The sequence below is a fragment of the Bacillus sp. ISL-18 genome (genome assembly GCF_018613415.1).
Lineage (GTDB): Bacteria > Bacillota > Bacilli > Bacillales > Cytobacillaceae > Neobacillus.
Genome location: NZ_JAGGQG010000003.1, coordinates 317,542 through 333,722, shown reverse-complemented (window position 1 = coordinate 333,722; position 16,181 = coordinate 317,542). Strand labels below are relative to the sequence as shown.

General features: G+C 41.4%; 16 protein-coding genes, 12 tRNA genes and 1 rRNA gene. 22 read left to right on the top strand and 7 right to left on the bottom strand.

Features of this window, described 5'->3' with window-relative positions:
* Window positions 1-41: 41 nt before the first annotated feature.
* The 13 genes from rrf (at window position 42) to J7E81_RS07510 (ending at window position 1,521) form a co-directional block, all read left to right on the top strand.
* A 5S ribosomal RNA gene (gene rrf / locus J7E81_RS07570) occupies window positions 42-157 on the top strand.
* A 42-nt stretch (window positions 158-199) separates the two neighbouring features.
* Window positions 200-274, top strand: a tRNA-Glu gene (locus J7E81_RS07565).
* A gap of 9 nt (window positions 275-283) precedes the next feature.
* A tRNA-Val gene (locus tag J7E81_RS07560) sits at window positions 284-359 on the top strand.
* A 39-nt stretch (window positions 360-398) separates the two neighbouring features.
* Window positions 399-472: transfer RNA gene (locus J7E81_RS07555), tRNA-Arg, on the top strand.
* 77 nt (window positions 473-549) lie between these two features.
* Window positions 550-626: transfer RNA gene (locus J7E81_RS07550), tRNA-Met, on the top strand.
* A gap of 13 nt (window positions 627-639) precedes the next feature.
* Window positions 640-732: transfer RNA gene (locus tag J7E81_RS07545), tRNA-Ser, on the top strand.
* 178 nt (window positions 733-910) lie between these two features.
* Window positions 911-984 (top strand) — tRNA-Met (locus J7E81_RS07540).
* Between the two features lie 3 nt (window positions 985-987).
* Window positions 988-1,064: transfer RNA gene (locus J7E81_RS07535), tRNA-Asp, on the top strand.
* 42 nt (window positions 1,065-1,106) lie between these two features.
* Window positions 1,107-1,182: transfer RNA gene (locus J7E81_RS07530), tRNA-His, on the top strand.
* A 19-nt stretch (window positions 1,183-1,201) separates the two neighbouring features.
* A tRNA-Gln gene (locus J7E81_RS07525) sits at window positions 1,202-1,276 on the top strand.
* 8 nt (window positions 1,277-1,284) lie between these two features.
* A tRNA-Cys gene (locus J7E81_RS07520) sits at window positions 1,285-1,358 on the top strand.
* Window positions 1,359-1,369: 11 nt separating this feature from the next.
* Window positions 1,370-1,443: transfer RNA gene (locus J7E81_RS07515), tRNA-Gly, on the top strand.
* Between the two features lie 4 nt (window positions 1,444-1,447).
* Window positions 1,448-1,521 (top strand) — tRNA-Ile (locus tag J7E81_RS07510).
* Between the two features lie 287 nt (window positions 1,522-1,808).
* Here the strand turns inward: J7E81_RS07510 and J7E81_RS07505 are convergent.
* Together J7E81_RS07505 and J7E81_RS07500 are read right to left on the bottom strand one after the other, a co-directional pair.
* Window positions 1,809-2,588: a Cof-type HAD-IIB family hydrolase gene (locus J7E81_RS07505; protein ID WP_251028502.1), complete on the bottom strand. Its 780-nt coding sequence runs from the start codon at window positions 2,586-2,588 to the stop codon at window positions 1,809-1,811.
* Window positions 2,589-2,768: 180 nt separating this feature from the next.
* Window positions 2,769-3,734, bottom strand: a complete 966-nt coding sequence (locus tag J7E81_RS07500) for a LacI family DNA-binding transcriptional regulator (RefSeq protein ID WP_215041536.1) — start codon at window positions 3,732-3,734, stop codon at window positions 2,769-2,771.
* Window positions 3,735-3,932: 198 nt separating this feature from the next.
* Here J7E81_RS07500 and J7E81_RS07495 point away from each other — a divergent pair, with 198 nt between their 5' ends.
* The 8 genes from J7E81_RS07495 (at window position 3,933) to J7E81_RS07460 (ending at window position 11,333) form a co-directional block, all read left to right on the top strand.
* Window positions 3,933-4,697, top strand: coding sequence for a sugar phosphate isomerase/epimerase family protein (locus J7E81_RS07495; protein WP_215041535.1), 765 nt, complete (start codon window positions 3,933-3,935; stop codon window positions 4,695-4,697).
* On the top strand, window positions 4,694-5,653 hold the full coding sequence (locus J7E81_RS07490) for a sugar kinase (protein WP_215041534.1): 960 nt from the start codon (window positions 4,694-4,696) through the stop codon (window positions 5,651-5,653). Before J7E81_RS07495 ends, J7E81_RS07490 begins: the two co-directional genes overlap by 4 nt.
* A gap of 1 nt (window position 5,654) precedes the next feature.
* Window positions 5,655-6,941 (top strand): MFS transporter, encoded by a 1,287-nt coding sequence (locus J7E81_RS07485; RefSeq protein WP_215041533.1) that lies wholly within the window; start codon window positions 5,655-5,657, stop codon window positions 6,939-6,941.
* A 132-nt stretch (window positions 6,942-7,073) separates the two neighbouring features.
* Window positions 7,074-8,051 (top strand): LacI family DNA-binding transcriptional regulator, encoded by a 978-nt coding sequence (locus tag J7E81_RS07480; protein ID WP_215041532.1) that lies wholly within the window; start codon window positions 7,074-7,076, stop codon window positions 8,049-8,051.
* Between the two features lie 108 nt (window positions 8,052-8,159).
* Window positions 8,160-8,804: a 3-hexulose-6-phosphate synthase gene (gene hxlA / locus J7E81_RS07475; RefSeq protein WP_215041531.1), complete on the top strand. Its 645-nt coding sequence runs from the start codon at window positions 8,160-8,162 to the stop codon at window positions 8,802-8,804.
* Complete coding sequence (gene hxlB, locus J7E81_RS07470) at window positions 8,801-9,346, top strand: 6-phospho-3-hexuloisomerase (RefSeq protein WP_215041530.1); 546 nt, start codon at window positions 8,801-8,803, stop codon at window positions 9,344-9,346. Before hxlA ends, hxlB begins: the two co-directional genes overlap by 4 nt.
* A 365-nt stretch (window positions 9,347-9,711) precedes the next feature.
* Entirely contained in the window at window positions 9,712-10,743 is a 1,032-nt protein-coding gene (gene desA / locus J7E81_RS07465) for a Delta(5) desaturase DesA (RefSeq protein ID WP_215041529.1), read from the top strand.
* A 74-nt stretch (window positions 10,744-10,817) separates the two neighbouring features.
* Window positions 10,818-11,333 (top strand): response regulator, encoded by a 516-nt coding sequence (locus tag J7E81_RS07460; RefSeq protein WP_215041528.1) that lies wholly within the window; start codon window positions 10,818-10,820, stop codon window positions 11,331-11,333.
* 227 nt (window positions 11,334-11,560) lie between these two features.
* Here J7E81_RS07460 and J7E81_RS07455 read toward each other — a convergent pair whose 3' ends face one another.
* The 4 genes from J7E81_RS07455 to J7E81_RS07440 form a co-directional block, all read right to left on the bottom strand.
* A complete protein-coding gene (locus J7E81_RS07455) occupies window positions 11,561-11,749 on the bottom strand; it encodes a hypothetical protein (RefSeq protein ID WP_215041527.1) in 189 nt (62 codons plus the stop codon).
* Window positions 11,750-11,883: 134 nt separating this feature from the next.
* Entirely contained in the window at window positions 11,884-13,092 is a 1,209-nt protein-coding gene (locus J7E81_RS07450; protein ID WP_374104004.1) for an MFS transporter, read from the bottom strand.
* On the bottom strand, window positions 13,088-13,519 hold the full coding sequence (locus J7E81_RS07445) for a MarR family winged helix-turn-helix transcriptional regulator (protein WP_374104003.1): 432 nt from the start codon (window positions 13,517-13,519) through the stop codon (window positions 13,088-13,090). The genes J7E81_RS07450 and J7E81_RS07445 overlap by 5 nt, the downstream gene beginning before the upstream one ends.
* Before the next feature lie 140 nt (window positions 13,520-13,659).
* The gene (locus J7E81_RS07440; protein WP_215041525.1) at window positions 13,660-14,250 is read right to left on the bottom strand and encodes a guanylate kinase; all 591 of its coding nucleotides are present in this window, start codon (window positions 14,248-14,250) and stop codon (window positions 13,660-13,662) included.
* A 342-nt stretch (window positions 14,251-14,592) separates the two neighbouring features.
* Between J7E81_RS07440 and J7E81_RS07435 the strand changes: the two genes are divergently transcribed.
* Window positions 14,593-15,171, top strand: coding sequence for a hypothetical protein (locus J7E81_RS07435; RefSeq protein ID WP_251028501.1), 579 nt, complete (start codon window positions 14,593-14,595; stop codon window positions 15,169-15,171).
* A gap of 98 nt (window positions 15,172-15,269) precedes the next feature.
* Here J7E81_RS07435 and J7E81_RS07430 read toward each other — a convergent pair whose 3' ends face one another.
* Window positions 15,270-16,154 carry an SDR family oxidoreductase gene (locus J7E81_RS07430; RefSeq protein WP_215041553.1) on the bottom strand — a complete coding sequence of 295 codons (885 nt, stop codon included), beginning with the start codon at window positions 16,152-16,154 and terminating at the stop codon, window positions 15,270-15,272.
* Window positions 16,155-16,181 lie beyond the last annotated feature (27 nt).

Sequence of the window (16,181 nt, the reverse complement as noted above, 5' to 3'; positions counted from 1 at the left end):
TTATCTAGTTTTGAAAGAATGAACTTCTTTCAATTAAATAGTCTGGTAATTAAGGCGAGAAGGTCACACCCGTTCCCATACCGAACACGGAAGTTAAGCTTCTCAGCGCCGATGGTAGTTGGGACTTTGTCCCTGTGAGAGTAGGACGTTGCCAGGCTAGGCCCCTTTTGGGGCTATTATTTTGTCAATTTTAGATAATGGCCCCTTGGTCAAGCGGTTAAGACACCTCCCTTTCACGGAGGTAACACGGGTTCGAGTCCCGTAGGGGTCACCATCTTATTATGGAGGATTAGCTCAGCTGGGAGAGCATCTGCCTTACAAGCAGAGGGTCGGCGGTTCGATCCCGTCATCCTCCACCATGATTTATTTACGAAAGTGAACATTCACTTTACTATCTTGCGCCCGTAGCTCAATTGGATAGAGCGTCTGACTACGGATCAGAAGGTTATGGGTTCGACTCCTTTCGGGCGCGCTTATTTGCGGGAAGTAGCTCAGCTTGGTAGAGCACTTGGTTTGGGACCAAGGGGTCGCAGGTTGAAATTTGATTATGGCGGTGTAGCTCAGCTGGCTAGAGCGTACGGTTCATACCCGTAAGGTCGGGGGTTCGATCCCCTCCGCCGCTACCATATAGTTTTATACGGAGGAATACCCAAGTCTGGCTGAAGGGATCGGTCTTGAAAACCGACAGGCGGGTCAAACCGCGCGGGGGTTCGAATCCCTCTTCCTCCTCCATATTTACTTAACTTTTTATTTTTTTCCTTTTATTATCGCGGGGTGGAGCAACGAGCGTTGCCTCAATGATTAAACTGCGAGTTGTACCCATCGAGCTGCTGCTTGAATAAGCTTTCTGAGATGGGGACAGTCAGTAACAAAACATGGAGCATACTCCAAACTTTATAATTTCTATTATCGCGGGGTGGAGCAGTCTGGTAGCTCGTCGGGCTCATAACCCGAAGGTCGTAGGTTCAAATCCTGCCCCCGCAATTTGGTCCGGTAGTTCAGTTGGTTAGAATGCCTGCCTGTCACGCAGGAGGTCGCGGGTTCGAGTCCCGTCCGGACCGCCATTTTTATACGAGTAGCTTTAGCTGCTATTGATATATATTTCGGCGATTGTGGCGAAGTGGTTAACGCACCTGATTGTGGTTCAGGCATTCGTGGGTTCGATTCCCATCAGTCGCCCCATTTATATTAAAAAAACTATTGGGCTATAGCCAAGCGGTAAGGCATCGCACTTTGACTGCGACATGCGTTGGTTCAAATCCAGCTAGCCCAGCCATTTTTTTAGGCAGCATAGCCAAGTGGTAAGGCCGAGGTCTGCAAAACCTCTATCCCCGGTTCAAATCCGGGTGTTGCCTCCAAAATGTATATTGCGGGTGTAGTTTACTGGTAAAACCTCAGCCTTCCAAGCTGATGTAGTGGGTTCGATTCCCATCACCCGCTCCAATATGGGCCTATAGCTCAGCTGGTTAGAGCGCACGCCTGATAAGCGTGAGGTCGATGGTTCGAGTCCATTTAGGCCCACTTAAAAAACTGATTTCCATTTGAAAATCAGTTTTTTTTTTGTACGAGAAGGAAATGCTGTTTTGATGAGGACAAAAGAAGAAGAGCAAAGCTATGTACGTCCTCATGAGCGTTCATGGGGACAAAGAGTAAACGAATTAAACCAGAAATGTCCACATGAAGAGCTTAAGAGGACAAAAATGAGATAACCCTCCAATTTTTTTAAAAACCCGCCACACTTTTTCATCTTCAGTTTCTATTTAAATAAAAACGAACAGTGGCCAGCACTGTTCGTTAACTCGCGGGTACTAAAGAGCAAGACTTTTTTCCAACAGTCCCACCTTCATAAGTCCATTGAGGATCCCATGTTGAGTGGAAGAGGTTGTTATGACTTCAGCCGCTGCTTTTGCTTCAGGCACGGCATTGCCCATAGCCACTCCTGTTCCTACCGATGTCAACATCTCAATGTCATTTAATCCATCCCCAAATGCAAAGGAATTTTCTTTTTCAATATCTAATACTTCTAGAAATTTATGAATCCCGATTGCTTTTGAAGCGCCGCGCGGGAGAATATCGAAGGCAACATCATGCCATTTGACGAAACTGAAATCAGCGAAGTAATCGATATATCGTTGGGCATCTTTTTCGCTGCAGTATAAATGACCTTGATAGATCGACAATTGATTAAAATAATCCTTATCTACCTCAGGATAAGGCATCATCAAGGAATCGAAACTAGCTTCAATAAATGGATGGTTTTTCTCATTCACTTTATAATCATTATGACTACAATAGGCTAAGGCATGGCCGTTACGAAGTGCCATAGCAGACATGGATTGAAGGACACGAGGGTCAATTGGGTTGGAGTAGACCTCTTTTCCTTGGTACACCACATATTGTCCGTTCATGGAAACATAAGAATCAATGTTAAGTTCCTTTTGAATCCAATAAAACATCTTAGGGACACGGCCAGTCGCAATGACGGTCTGAATCCCTTTATCTTGAAGGAGCCGAACAGCTTTCTTCGTGGACTCTGGAATTACCTTTTTATCATCTAATAACGTTCCATCAATATCAAAAAATACCAATTGGATTTGTCAATTTAGCCACCTCCGGTAAGATACAACACCGTCGTTACGCTCTAGTGAGTTAGATCACGCCGACGGTTGTTGCAGGTCTTGCAACTACATCATATTTTATGAAACGCGTTTCAGGTCAAGGGGAATAATTAAAAAGACTTGAGCCGCCAGGTCAAGTCTTTACAAAGCTTATACAGTTTCGCGTTCAATTAATGCAGCCGGAATCTCTTGATGAAGAGCCTCATGACTATCGCTAACAACCTGGAGAAATAGTTTCTTGCCAATCTCGATAAGAGGAATTTCAATCGTCGTAATCCGCATCATTTGTGCGATTGGCTGATTGTTAAAACCAATAATCGCGAGATCACTTGGTATGGAAATATTGCGTTTTGGTGCACTGGTAACAAGACCGGCTGCAACCTCATCACTTGTTAGCAGCATAGCAGTTGGCGGATTTGACAATTGTTGAATCCGGTCTAATACTTTATTTCCATCCTCAAAGTGCAGACAATGAGTAATAATATATTCCGGATGATAGGGAAGCTGATATTTTTCCATAAAATGCTGATAGGCCAATGCCCTATTTTGGCTATTTGTACCTGAACTGCGGTAGATGCAATAGCCAATTTTACGATGCCCTTTCTGGTATAGGTACTCAAGAGCTGTCATGAAACCTTGATAATGGTCAACAAATGTAGAAGGAACATTCCTGCCTCTTGTATCTTCACATAAAGTAATGGGCCCATATGTTAAATATTCTTCAATAGTGGCCCAGCTGGAGGTCCTTGAACAAATCACTAGACCATCAATCTGCTTTTGTTTAAGCATTTGCAGGGCTTCAAATTCTTTGTCCTTTTCATAGCTGGTCTGGAATAAGACCAGCTTATAGTTATGTCTTAATGCTTCTGCAGCGATCCCTTTTATTAAGAGAGAAAAATATGGATGGTCAATAAAGGGAACAACCACACCAACAAGAAAGGTCTTGCCCATGCTTAAATGGACAGCATTAATATTCGGCTGGTAATTACTTTGCTTAATGGCTGCTAAGACCTTATTTCTTTTTTCCTCGCTTACATAGGGGTGTTTATTTAACACTCTTGAAACAGTGGTTACAGAAACTCCAGCCATCTTGGCTAAATCTTTAATGTTCGTCATCTCATCACCTACTTATTAAGTGCTTGGTTAATACGATTATAGTACAAACACTGGGCATTCTATATAAACGAAAAGATTTTTAAAAAAATAACAGTTGCAAAAACGCTTACATTGGGTTTATAATACAGATAAATCGATTTACTAAATCGGTTTACTAAAACGTTTTAGAATAATATTCATCTAGAAAGGGTCTTGATTATGAAAAATGTGATTGTCCCGTTAAATGCTTTTGACAGCATCGATGTGACAACTAACGGTCAAGCATCATTTGTCAAACTGATTGCTGAATCCGGTGCTTATGGGATAGAGATTCGTCGTGAATTATTGCCTGCAGTAGTTTTACCGCTTGGTAAAATAAAGCGAGAAATTGATCGATATGGACTATTCACTGTCTATTCAGCTCCAATTGAATGCTGGAAAGAAGATTATCAGTTAAACGAAGATCAGTTGAGTTATATTTTTCAAGAAGCTGTCATCCTTGGTGCAAAGTGGGTAAAGGTTTCATTAGGACATTTTCAGCAAGATAAATCAAATATAGCTGAACTGGGAAGATTCCTGGCAAAGCAAAAGGATCTGCAGCTTTTGGTTGAAAACGATCAGACACCTCATGGAGGAAATGTTCAGCAACTTCAGGCCTTTTTTGAAAGCGTTGTCGACCAAAATGTGCCTGTCAAAATGACCTTTGATACAGGAAACTGGTATTATTCAAACCAGGATGTAGAGGATGCACTGCAAAAACTAGCACCCTATGTAAGCTATCTTCATTTGAAACAGGTAACAGAAACGCTCGAAACCGTGCCGCTTGAGAGAGAGGGTGAACATAGCTGGAAGCAAGTTATCAGTAGTTTCCCGGCAGATATCGTGAAAGCGCTCGAGTTTCCAATCGTACCGAAAGAGAAAACGAAGGATTATATTCAAATGATTATCGATATGTCAAGAGAAAGGGAGGCGTTAGTAAAATGAGACCGCTAGATGTAGTAACATTTGGAGAAGCGATGACAATGTTTATCGCTAATCAGCCGGGTGCGTTACACGAAGTATGTCAGTTTACTAGAGAACTAGCAGGCGCGGAAACGAATGTGGCGATTGGGCTGGCGAGGCTGGGACTTTCCGCCGGCTGGGCTAGTAAGGTCGGAAATGATGCATTTGGCAAATTCATCATTGATCGGCTAAAAAATGAAAACGTCAACATTGATCATGTATGGTTGGTTGACAAGTATCCAACAGGATTCCAATTAAAATCAAAAGTGCTCGAAGGTGATCCTGAGGTTCAATATTTTCGAAAAGGTTCAGCGGCAAGTCATCTTAATGTAGCTGATTTTAAAGAGGATTACTTTTTAGCAGCAAAACACATGCATATGACGGGGATTCCGTTAGCAATATCGAACGAGGCAAGAGAATTTGCCCATCATGCACTTGCGTTTATGAAAAAAAATGGCCGCACGGTTTCCTTTGATACCAATTTACGCCCAAGTCTTTGGACTTCACAAGAGGAAATGGTGAAACATATTAACGGAGTGGCTTTTCAAGCTGATTATGTGCTGCCGGGTATTTCTGAAGGTGAAATGTTAACTGGTTACAAAGATCCTCGTGATATAGCTTCCTTTTACCTTGATAAAGGTGTTAAACTGGTCGTGATTAAGCTTGGCAGCGCGGGGGCTTTTTATAAAACAGCATCTGAAGAAGGAACGGTGCCAGGCTTCAAGGCTGAAAAAATTGTCGATACCGTGGGGGCCGGCGATGGGTTTGCTGTTGGGGTTATCAGCGGATTATTAGCTGGGCTTACCATTAAAGAAGCAGTGATAAGAGGAAATGCGATTGGTTCCCTTGCTGTTCAAACACCTGGAGACAATGATGGTTATCCGACAAAAGAGAAACTTTTAGCTTATATAGAAAAAAATACACAGGGAGTGAAATAGGATGAAACGAACGATTGCAAAACAAAGATGGCTACGCTTAATTCCAATCGCCTTTATTACCTATAGCCTTGCCTATCTTGATCGGGCAAACTATGGATTCGGAGCAGCGGCAGGATTAGCAAAAGATCTCCATATTACACCTGGTACTTCCTCATTACTTGGTTCGCTATTTTTCTTAGGTTATTTCTTTTTCCAAGTACCTGGTGCTAGTTATGCCGAAAAGAAAAGTGCAAAGAAATTGATTTTCTGGTCCTTGATTTTATGGGGCGGATTAGCTTCGGCAACAGGTCTCATTACCAATATTAAACTATTGTTTGTCATCCGGTTTGCACTTGGGGTAGTCGAAAGTGCCGTTATGCCGGCGATGCTTGTATTCTTAAGTCACTGGTTTACAAAAGCAGAACGGTCCCGTGCGAATACCTTCTTAATTTTAGGTAATCCAGCCACTGTATTATGGATGTCGATTGTATCCGGATACTTATTAAACTCCGTTGGCTGGAGATGGATGTTTATCGTTGAAGGAATGCCGGCAATTATTTGGGCATTCATCTGGTGGAAATTAGTGAATGACAAGCCAAGAGATGCCAAATGGTTATCAGAAGATGAGAAACGCGAGTTTGAATTACAGTTAGAAAAAGAACAAGAAGGTTTGAAAGCGGTTAAAAATTACGGTGAGGCTTTTAAATCAAAACCAGTCATCTTATTAAGTGCTCAATACTTTCTTTGGAGCATCGGGGTTTATGGCTTTGTGATGTGGCTTCCTTCTATTATCAAAGCGGCACCAAACATGGATATTGTGACAACCGGCTGGTTATCATCTGTACCGTATATTTTAGCTGTTGTGTTAATGTTAACGGCTTCCTATTTCTCTGATAAAACATTAAATCGCAGTGGTTTCGTTTGGCCATTTCTATTAATCGGTGCAGTAGCATTCTATGCTTCCTATGCACTTGGCACAAGTCATTTCTGGATTTCGTTCATCCTGCTTATAATTGCTGGGGGTGCGATGTATGCACCATACGGACCGTTCTTTGCGATTATTCCTGAAATTCTGCCTCGAAATGTAGCCGGCGGGGCCATGGCGCTTATTAACAGTATGGGTGCGTTAGGTTCATTCGTTGGTTCGTATATTGTTGGTTACTTAAATGGAACTACAGGTGGGTTTGGTGCATCTTATATCTTTATGGCAGGTTCGCTATTCCTTTCTGCCATCTTGACTGTTTGGGCGGTAAAAGCTGCAAAAAAGGATCGCAGCAGTAAGCCTGCCGGTGTAGAAGTAACTGCTTAATTTAGAAATGAAACGGGGGATGACAGCAGGCAGTTTGCCAGCCGCTCATCCTTTTTTCTTTTAAAATTGGAAAATTAACCGCATTGCCGCTAAAATGAAGTCATCGACAGTGAATGAAAGAGGACGAGTAGAATGGAAAAAGTGACGATGGCAGATGTTGCAAAAGCAGCAGGTGTTTCCAAGAGTACAGTTTCACAGTATTTAAATAATCGCTTTGAATATATGGGTGAAAAAACAAAGATGAAGATTGAAGAGGCGATTAAAGCCCTTGGTTATCAACCCAATTATATTGCTAGAAGCTTAAAGCAAAAACGGACTTCGATGGTCGGGATTATTGTTGCAAATATTATGCATTATTTTTCAACTGAGGTTAGCAGGGCCATTGAGGACTTTTTCCAAGGCCATGACCTTCATGCAATAGTGTGTAATGCTGATGATGATCCTGAAAAGGAAAAGAAATACATCGAAATGCTGCGGGCCAAACAAGTAGATGGTCTGATTATCTTTCCAACAGGACAAAATAATTCATTATATGAAAGTTTGATAAGGCAAGGTTATCCGGTTGTCTTCGTGGACCGAAAAGTAGAAAATCTACCGGTGTTTTCGATCGTCACAGATAATCGCGAATCGACCTATCGTGCCATTCAGCAATTCGTGGCAAACGGGCACCAGCGGATTGCTTTTGCTGTTCAGCCGCTGATGGTGAGTACCCGGAAGGAACGTTTTGAGGGCTATCAGCAAGCGATGAAAGATGCCAATCTGGAAATAAATCCAAAATATGTGATTGAATCGGACATTTTAGAGATGAGCAGTAAGCTTGAAAGGCTATTTTCGATGGAGGAAAGGCCAACTGCGATTTTTGCTGGTAATGATCGTGTGTTTTTAGAGGTAGTTAAGTGCCTAAGAGCAAAAGGATTGAAGATTGGCGAGGATATTGAGTTAGTCGTCTTTGATAATATACCATTTGCACAGGTGGTGGAAACCCCGATTACCTTTATCGTTCAACCTGCTACGGAGATGGGAAAAAAGGCTGCAGAACTATTATTTGAACAAATCAATAAAGTAGATAGAGAATCGGAAGAGTTTGTTTTTCCAAGTAAGTTGGTATAGAGGAGAGTGTAGGTGCTCCCCTCTATCCAATTATGCTTAAAGGGTGTATACTTTTAATAAACCGATTTAGTAAACCGTTTTACTTTCGATGAAAAGGAGTCTATATCAATGAAAATACAATTAGCTTTGGACCGAATGGAGATTGATGAGGCCATCGAGCTAACCAGAAAAGTCGCTGATTCGATTGATTGGATTGAGGTGGGTACATCGTTAATCAAAGAATTCGGTATTGTCAGTGTCAAGGAACTGAAGCAGGCCTTTCCAGAGAAAACCGTCGTGGCGGATATTAAAACGATTGATAATGCCAGGTATGAATTTGAGATGTGTTTTAAAGCGGGTGCTGATCTAGCGACTGTCATGGGGGCAGCGCCGCTAGTTACCATCGATGCATGTATGGAAGTGGCCAGTCGATATAAGAAGAAAGTGATGATTGATTTATTGAATACCTCATCAGAACAAAAGAGGGCGTTAATGAAATACAAGGATGCAATTCTTTGTGACCATGTTAGTAAGGATGAACAAGAGGAAGCGGGCTCGCAGAATCATGGAACCATGAGTGGGCAGCCTTTTGTTGACCCGGCCATTCAAATGGCGGCTGCCGGTGGAATTACATTAGAGTCAATTGGTACGTTGAGAGCAACAATGAATCCAGCTGTCGCCATTATTGGATCGGCGATTACGAAAGCGGAGAATCCTGCTGAAGCGGCAGCAAAGTTTAAACAAGTATCCCAACAAGAGGAGGAGTTAGTATGATTGTTTCAACTATTTTAAAGGAAATTGAGACTGTATTACGTCAGGTGCCTGAGGAAAATCTGCAAGACTTGGCTGTTGAATTACAAAAGGCTAAGCGGATTTTTATTATTGGTGAAGGACGGTCAGGGTTAATGGCCAAGTCATTTGCGATGAGATTAATGCATTTAGGCGCAGCCGTATTTGTTGTAGGGGAAACCATCACTCCTGCGATTGGCGAAGGAGACCTCTTGGTCGCAGTATCAGGGTCTGGAACAACAAAAAGTGTTGTCTGGACGGCTGAAAAGACACAATCACTTGGCTGTCAGGTCATCGCGGTAACGACCAATCCCGAATCACCGCTAGCAGCGGCTTCTTCCAGCATCCTGCACGTTCCGGCAGCCACAAAATACCGCCGCGAAAATGAATTAAAAACAATCCAGCCGCTGGGGTCATTATTCGACCAATGCGTACACCTGTTATTCGACACGATCTGCCTGCAGTATAGTCAGCTAAGCAGCGTCAGCAACACCGCCGCCTTCGCCCGCCACAGCAATTTAGAATAGCAGGATGTTGTAAATGGTGTAAATGGTGCCTGACACCATTCGTGTACAGTGTCCATCCCATATGTACAATGATAGTGAACGGCTGCGAAGAGGCTGATTCAAAGGAGACCTTTGAATCAGCCTTTTTCTTTAGCCAAACTCTGAAAGGGAGGTGTCAATAAAAAATTTCTAAAATTTATTATGTAATTTATTCCAATTCCCATTCTAAAAACCGCGTAATATCAACGGTGCCTGACACCGTTTTCAATATATTCACCTTAAATATGACATTTATCATGGTTGTCATATGACACCTGCTACTAACATGTACATCATCCTTCCTCTATACTTTGAAGAAAGACTAAGAAGGAAGGGAATTTAAATAAATGACCTTATATGATACGAAAAATCTAAAGAAACAAGTCGCTCCGTTTGAGAAGTCAACAACTAAAGAAAGTATCTTTCAAATTATCAACACTGTGGTCCCATTTATTGTACTCTGGTACCTGGCCTACGTTAGCCTATCAGTTTCTTATTGGTTAGCTTTGGTTCCAGTTATTATTGCAGCAGGCTTCTTAACAAGGATTTTTATCATTTTTCATGACTGTACCCATTTCTCCTTTTTTAAGAGCCGCCGTGCGAACCGTATCCTCGGAACATGTATGGGAGTTCTAACATTGCATCCTTTTGATCAATGGGGACATGAACACTCGGTTCACCACGCGACAAGCGGCAACTTGGATAAGCGCGGAACAGGGGATATTTGGACACTGACCGTCGATGAATATTTAGCCTCACCACTGAAGACTCGTATAGCTTACCGATTCTACCGCAATCCGTTGGTGATGTTTGGATTAGGTCCCATTTATGTATTCCTTTTAAAAAATAGGTTCAATCGTAAAGGTGCAAGACCAAAAGAACGAAACAACACGTATTTAACGAATATCATTATAGTAGCCTTGGTTGCTTTACTTTGCTGGGCAGTCGGCTGGCAAGCGTTTTTGGTAGTGCAAGGTTCGATCTTCATGATTTCAGGAGCTGCAGGAATTTGGCTGTTCTATGTACAACATACCTTTGAAGACTCATATTTTGAGCATGATAAAGAGTGGGAATATGTATTAGCAGCAGTGGAAGGAAGTTCCTTCTACAAACTGCCAAAAGTATTACAGTGGTTAACAGGCAATATCGGCTTTCACCATGTGCACCACTTGAGCCCAAGGGTTCCTAATTATAAATTAGAAGAGGCGCACGCTAGTACATCGCCATTACAGCATGTTCCAACGATTACACTTGCGACAAGTCTCCGTTCATTGCGTTTCCGTCTTTGGGATGAGAAAGCGAAGAATTTTGTGACCTTTAAAGACATTAAGGCAGCTGCAAAAAAGAGGATTTCTGTTCAGGCAAAGCCAGAACTATAAAAAAGGCTGACTCCACTCTCACAAAGTGGAACAGCTGCCTACTACTTACTGGGCCAGATAAGGAGAGAACAAAGGTGATTCGAATTGTAATAGCGGAAGATCAGGAGATGCTGTTAACGGCAATCGGTTCACTTCTCAATTTGGAAGATGATCTAGAAGTCGTCGGACTTGCTGCAGATGGAGAGGAAGCCATTAGACTCGTTTATCGATTAAAGCCGGATGTATGTCTGATGGATATAGAAATGCCAGTAAAGAGCGGACTTGAGGCAGCCGAAATCTTAAAGCCACACGGCTGCAAAGTGATCATTTTAACCACCTTTGCTAGAAAGGGCTATTGGCAGCGTGCCTTAAAAGCGAATGTAAGAGGATATCTGCTAAAAGATAGTCCCAGTGAGGAGTTAGCTGGTTCTATTCGAAGCATTATGGCTGGAAAGCAGATCTTTTCTCAAGAACTAATCGACGAAGAATTCAATGGCTTCGAGCATGAAGAACAGGTTCAAACTGAAGCCCTCAATGAAAAGCTGAAGTTGGGGACTGTAAGAAAGTATCTTACGGCGTTAAGGGAAAAAATGAAACTCCCGACAGGATAAATAATTAAAAAAAGGAAGCCTTACATCACAACACTGTAAGGCTTCCTTTTTTTGAAGAAAGTTAAACAAACGTTTGATTGAAATGCGTAAAACCTTGATACCCAAGGGATCTAAAATTCAATTAAACGTTTAATTAATAATGGCTAAAAACTAATCAAACGTTTAATTAAACTGGTCTTAACCCTTGTTATAAAAGGAGTTAAGGGCCTATATTGGATTGAACAAACTCAGGTCTCTAGAACGATCTGTTTTTCTTTTTCTACTTCCAATGCAGAGACAATATAGGCAAATCCATTCATTAAAAAAACCATGACATTTGATTGAAGCCGTTCACTTTCTCCTAAATAGGTATTTATCAAAATGATAACAGAATACAAAATAACAAAATATAACGCCAGTTTATTGAAAATGGCCAACTAGAACAACCCCTTTATTTAGGATGCTTATTCTTATCTTATTTCCCTCAAGCAGGTCTTATGCAAGTCATGGACAATAGGCTGGAATCTTAGCTATAAAAATAGAGGCGAAAGCAATTCGCCTCCTACTTACATTATGCTACTTTATTTAAATTTGCTCTAATACCACTTTCCCTTTTGCCATGTAAGAAATAGTAAAGGGCAGTTGATACAAGAACTACTAAGCCAAGAATGACATACAACGATCTATAGCCTGTTGCTGGAATGATGAATCCTAGGATATAAGGTCCAAAACCTAATCCGGCGTCAAGAGCAATAAAGAACGTTGAAGTAGCCAAACCCATTCGGTGTGCCGGCGTTAATTTAACCGCAATCGCCTGTGTGCTTGATTGCATATTACCAAAGCCAAGACCAATCAAGGCACCAGCCACAAGTAAAATCAGCCCCGAGTTGACTGCACTAAGAAGCACCATACCACCCGCCAAAATGATAAAGCCGGGATACATAATATAATTCGCCCCTCTTGTGTCGATCAAGCGGCCAGTGAATGGGCGTGAAAATAAAACAGCAATCGAGTAAACAAGAAAGAAAAAGCTTGCGGCACTTACAAGGTTAATCTCATTTGCATAGAACTTAATAAAGGAAAGAACACTTGAGTAACAAAACGAGATGACAAGAGTAATAATGGCAATCGGCAGTGCCTTTGGCTCGATAAAGTTCGAGATTTTGAAACCCCTCGTTTCGACCGAAGACGGTTGTGTAGTCATGGTGATTGCTGGTATATACACAAACAATGATGTAACAAAACTAATGACCCCTAGAACAACGGAAAAAATAAAGATCATTTGGAAGGTGGTATACTGAGTCATAAATAACCCAATGAACGGACCAATTGCTGTTGCAAGAGTAGTACTCATGCTGAAGTAACCAATGCCCTCCGCTTTACGTGCTGCGGGAATGATTTGAGCGGCTATGGTACCTGTTGCGGTCCCGACGATACCGGCAGCCACACCGTGTAATAAACGGGTTATCAGCATGATGCCGATATTCGAACTAATTAAATAAAGCACGGTGGTTAAGATAAAGAAGACTAGCCCAATAAATAACGTTTTTCTGCGGCCGAGGGACTCAATAAACCGTCCGGTAAAAAGCCGGCCAATAAGAGAACCAATGATAAAAATTCCTGTCACCAGACCTGCCTGACTTGTTGATGCCTGGAACTGATCGACTGCATACTCGCCAATAATAACAATCAACAGGTAAAATACTAGGTTAATCAAAAAATTAACCCCGGATATAATAATAAAATCCTTCGTCCATAATCTTGATGTATTCACGTTAATTACCCCTTACTTTGTAAATATTATGTTGTATTTCCTCCATGATTTGGATGGTCTCTATTTGTTGCTGCTCAGTGATTCCTGCTAAAATTTCTTGCTCGTATTGGTCAATGGTTACACGAACATCTTGATATACTTTTTTGCCAGCATCCGAAAGCTGCATCCTTTTTTCCCGTTTATCTTTCCCTGGAACATGTTCTACATATCCAAGTTCCTCTAAACGGCTAATCGTTCTTGTAATGGTTGGCTTTTCGACACTCATATAATGGGAAAGTTCCACAAGCGTAGCAGTTCCATGTTGGGCTAAATAGTACAAAATCGACCATTGTGCTCTATAGAGCTGATGTTCAGCAAGATGTACATTAAGCCTGTTTTCAAATGGCCGGTACATCATTAGTAATTGATGAAAAAACTTTTGAGAAGTTTTTATGGCAAACACCTCTTATAATAAAAATAGTTACTCTGAGTAATAGTTATCTTGGGTAACTATATTACATTTATGTCTCCCATGTCCAGTCAATTAAAAAAAGGCAAACAGTGCCTGGCACTGTTTGCCTTCGTTGGAAATGATTAATAATCTGTTACTTCGAGATTCCGATCCAAAAAGGATTCAATCAATTCGCTGATTTGATAGGAAACCTGTGGGGAATCATAATTTTCATAAGCATATTCACAACTGTTCTTATAACTCATGGTCTCATCATAATGAGTCATATGCCGCTCGATTACATCATCCGCATCTTGACGGTCGTGCTGTCTTTGAATAACGGTATCACGGTCAGCATAGATAAAGATTCGGACGACTCCTTCTCCATACATCTTTTTCAGCTTTTCTGTTCCCTCAGGATTCAAGGTGAGATAGACATAGTCGTGGTTTTGAAACGCTTCAACAATGTCTTGTTCGCGAATTCCATAATGGAAACCATCAATTTCAACGCTTTCTAAAAATTCTTGTTGGGATTCCATCTGACTGAATGTTTCTTGGCTGACAAAGTGGTAATCTTCACCGTCTTTTTCATAGTGACGTGGGGAGCGGGTAGTATAAGAGATGACAGTTTCCATATCAAATGCTGTAGCGACCATTTTTGCAATTGTCTTACGTCCTGATCCATCGGGACCTGTGTAAACAAATATTTTTTCTTTACCTTTAATTTGATACATAATGGAGCCTCCTTTTAATAAATGAAAACTAGTTTCTAGTGGGTTTATGCAGGAAGTTATGGGGATTACGACCATTATAGCAAAAACATGATGTCAATAGATGGGTTTTTTGGTCGATTTTATTTTAAAACAGTGACTACAAATAGGACACACCCACTCTAACATGTTCTTCTCTATTCTATCATAACCTGAAGGGTTAATAAAAAAAAGTAATTAAATTTTATAAAATACATAAGTTTACCTTATGAGAACGATTACAATATCCCTCTTTCTTTTGAAATCTTCGTCCATTAAGTCACCTTTATTGTACAATAGGAGAGAGTACAGTATAGGGAGACAACAATGGATAAAAAAGAGCAATCATTACTGAAATTTTATTATGAAAAATTACTAGAAAACACGTTTGATGAGAAGGACCTATATGGGTTTTTACTAGCAATCCGGAAGCAAACTAAAGAGATTCGAAGTATACAAGAACTGACCGACTTTGTAATGCTGCGAGATCAGCATCAAGGTTATGTAACACAATACCTTCTTGAAACAAGAAAAAAATTTGAAAGCCTTGGGAAAACAAAATCAGCTTTCCGTATCGACGATGTGTTTTCGTTTAAAGAAATTAAAAATGGACTGAATAAAGCTTTAGCAGCTGTTGACTTAGCGGGATTATCAAACGAACAGGTAAATGATTTTGTGGCCTGCTTGATTTCAATTCTGCAGCAGGTGAAAATTATCGAGGATGACCGCGAGATTGGGAAGTTGTATTTTGCGTTATCTAATAGGCAGATCATTTTAATGGCAGAGGTTGAGGTTACTCAAAATCTATTTAAGAAAACCAATGCTGTATTTCCGGTTCTGACAGCGAACAATAGTTATATTGATATTAAAAAGCAAGACCGCTATGATACCATATTTGTTTGTTGATAAGGTAGTGGAGGTAACAAATCAAACTGGTAAGCTCGAGATTATGATTCCTGAATAATGGTATGGGCGGTGGGATGTGATCCTGCCGCCTTTGTTGTTTAGGAGGACATTAATTGCCCGCCGTTTACATGAAGTGTCTGTCCTGTCACAAATCGGGAATCATCAGAAGCCAGATAGACGTAAGTAGGGGCAAGTTCAAAGGGCTGGCCCTGACGCTGCATAGGGTTACCTGGGATTGGTACCTGGTCTGCAGAGAAGCTTGATGGAATAAGCGGTGTCCAGAATCTTCCGGGAGCAACGGCATTTACCCTGATACCTTGTTTTACCAGATTGCGGGCTAATGCCCTAGTAAAACCAACAATTGCGGCCTTTGTTGCTGAGTAGTCAATTAATTGCTCATTTCCATAATACGCGACAACGGATGCAGTATTGATAATGGAGCTGCCTGCTTTTAAGTGAGGAAGGGCAGAACGGGTTGTGTAAAAATGAGAATAGATGTTGACTTTAAAGGTATCGTCAAACTGCTCATCGCTAATATCAAGAAGGCTTAACTGCTGAAATTGGATGCCCACATGGTTACAAAGGATATCGAGCTGGCCAAAACTTTGGACTGTCTTCTCGACGATTGCTGCGCACTGCTGTTTTTCCCGAAGATCTCCAGGTAATAATAAACACCTTTGCCCGAGTTCTTCAATCCGGGCTTTGGTTCGGTTGGCATCCTCATGTTCGTCTAGATAGGCAATGGCCACATTGGCACCTTCTTTCGCAAAAGCAATCGCCGCCGCTGCCCCGATCCCGCTGTCCCCACCTGTTATTAGTGCCACTTTTCCCGTAAGTTTTCCACTTCCATGGTAGTTTGGATTTTCAATGATGGGACGTGGAACCATGAGTTCTTCCACACCAGGCTGTCGCAGCTGCCGTTGTTCTGGAACCGTCAGCGGAATGTCTTCGTAACGGGTAATTTTTCCGTAATGAGGGTACATAGGATAGTTGTGCGATGGATTTTGATG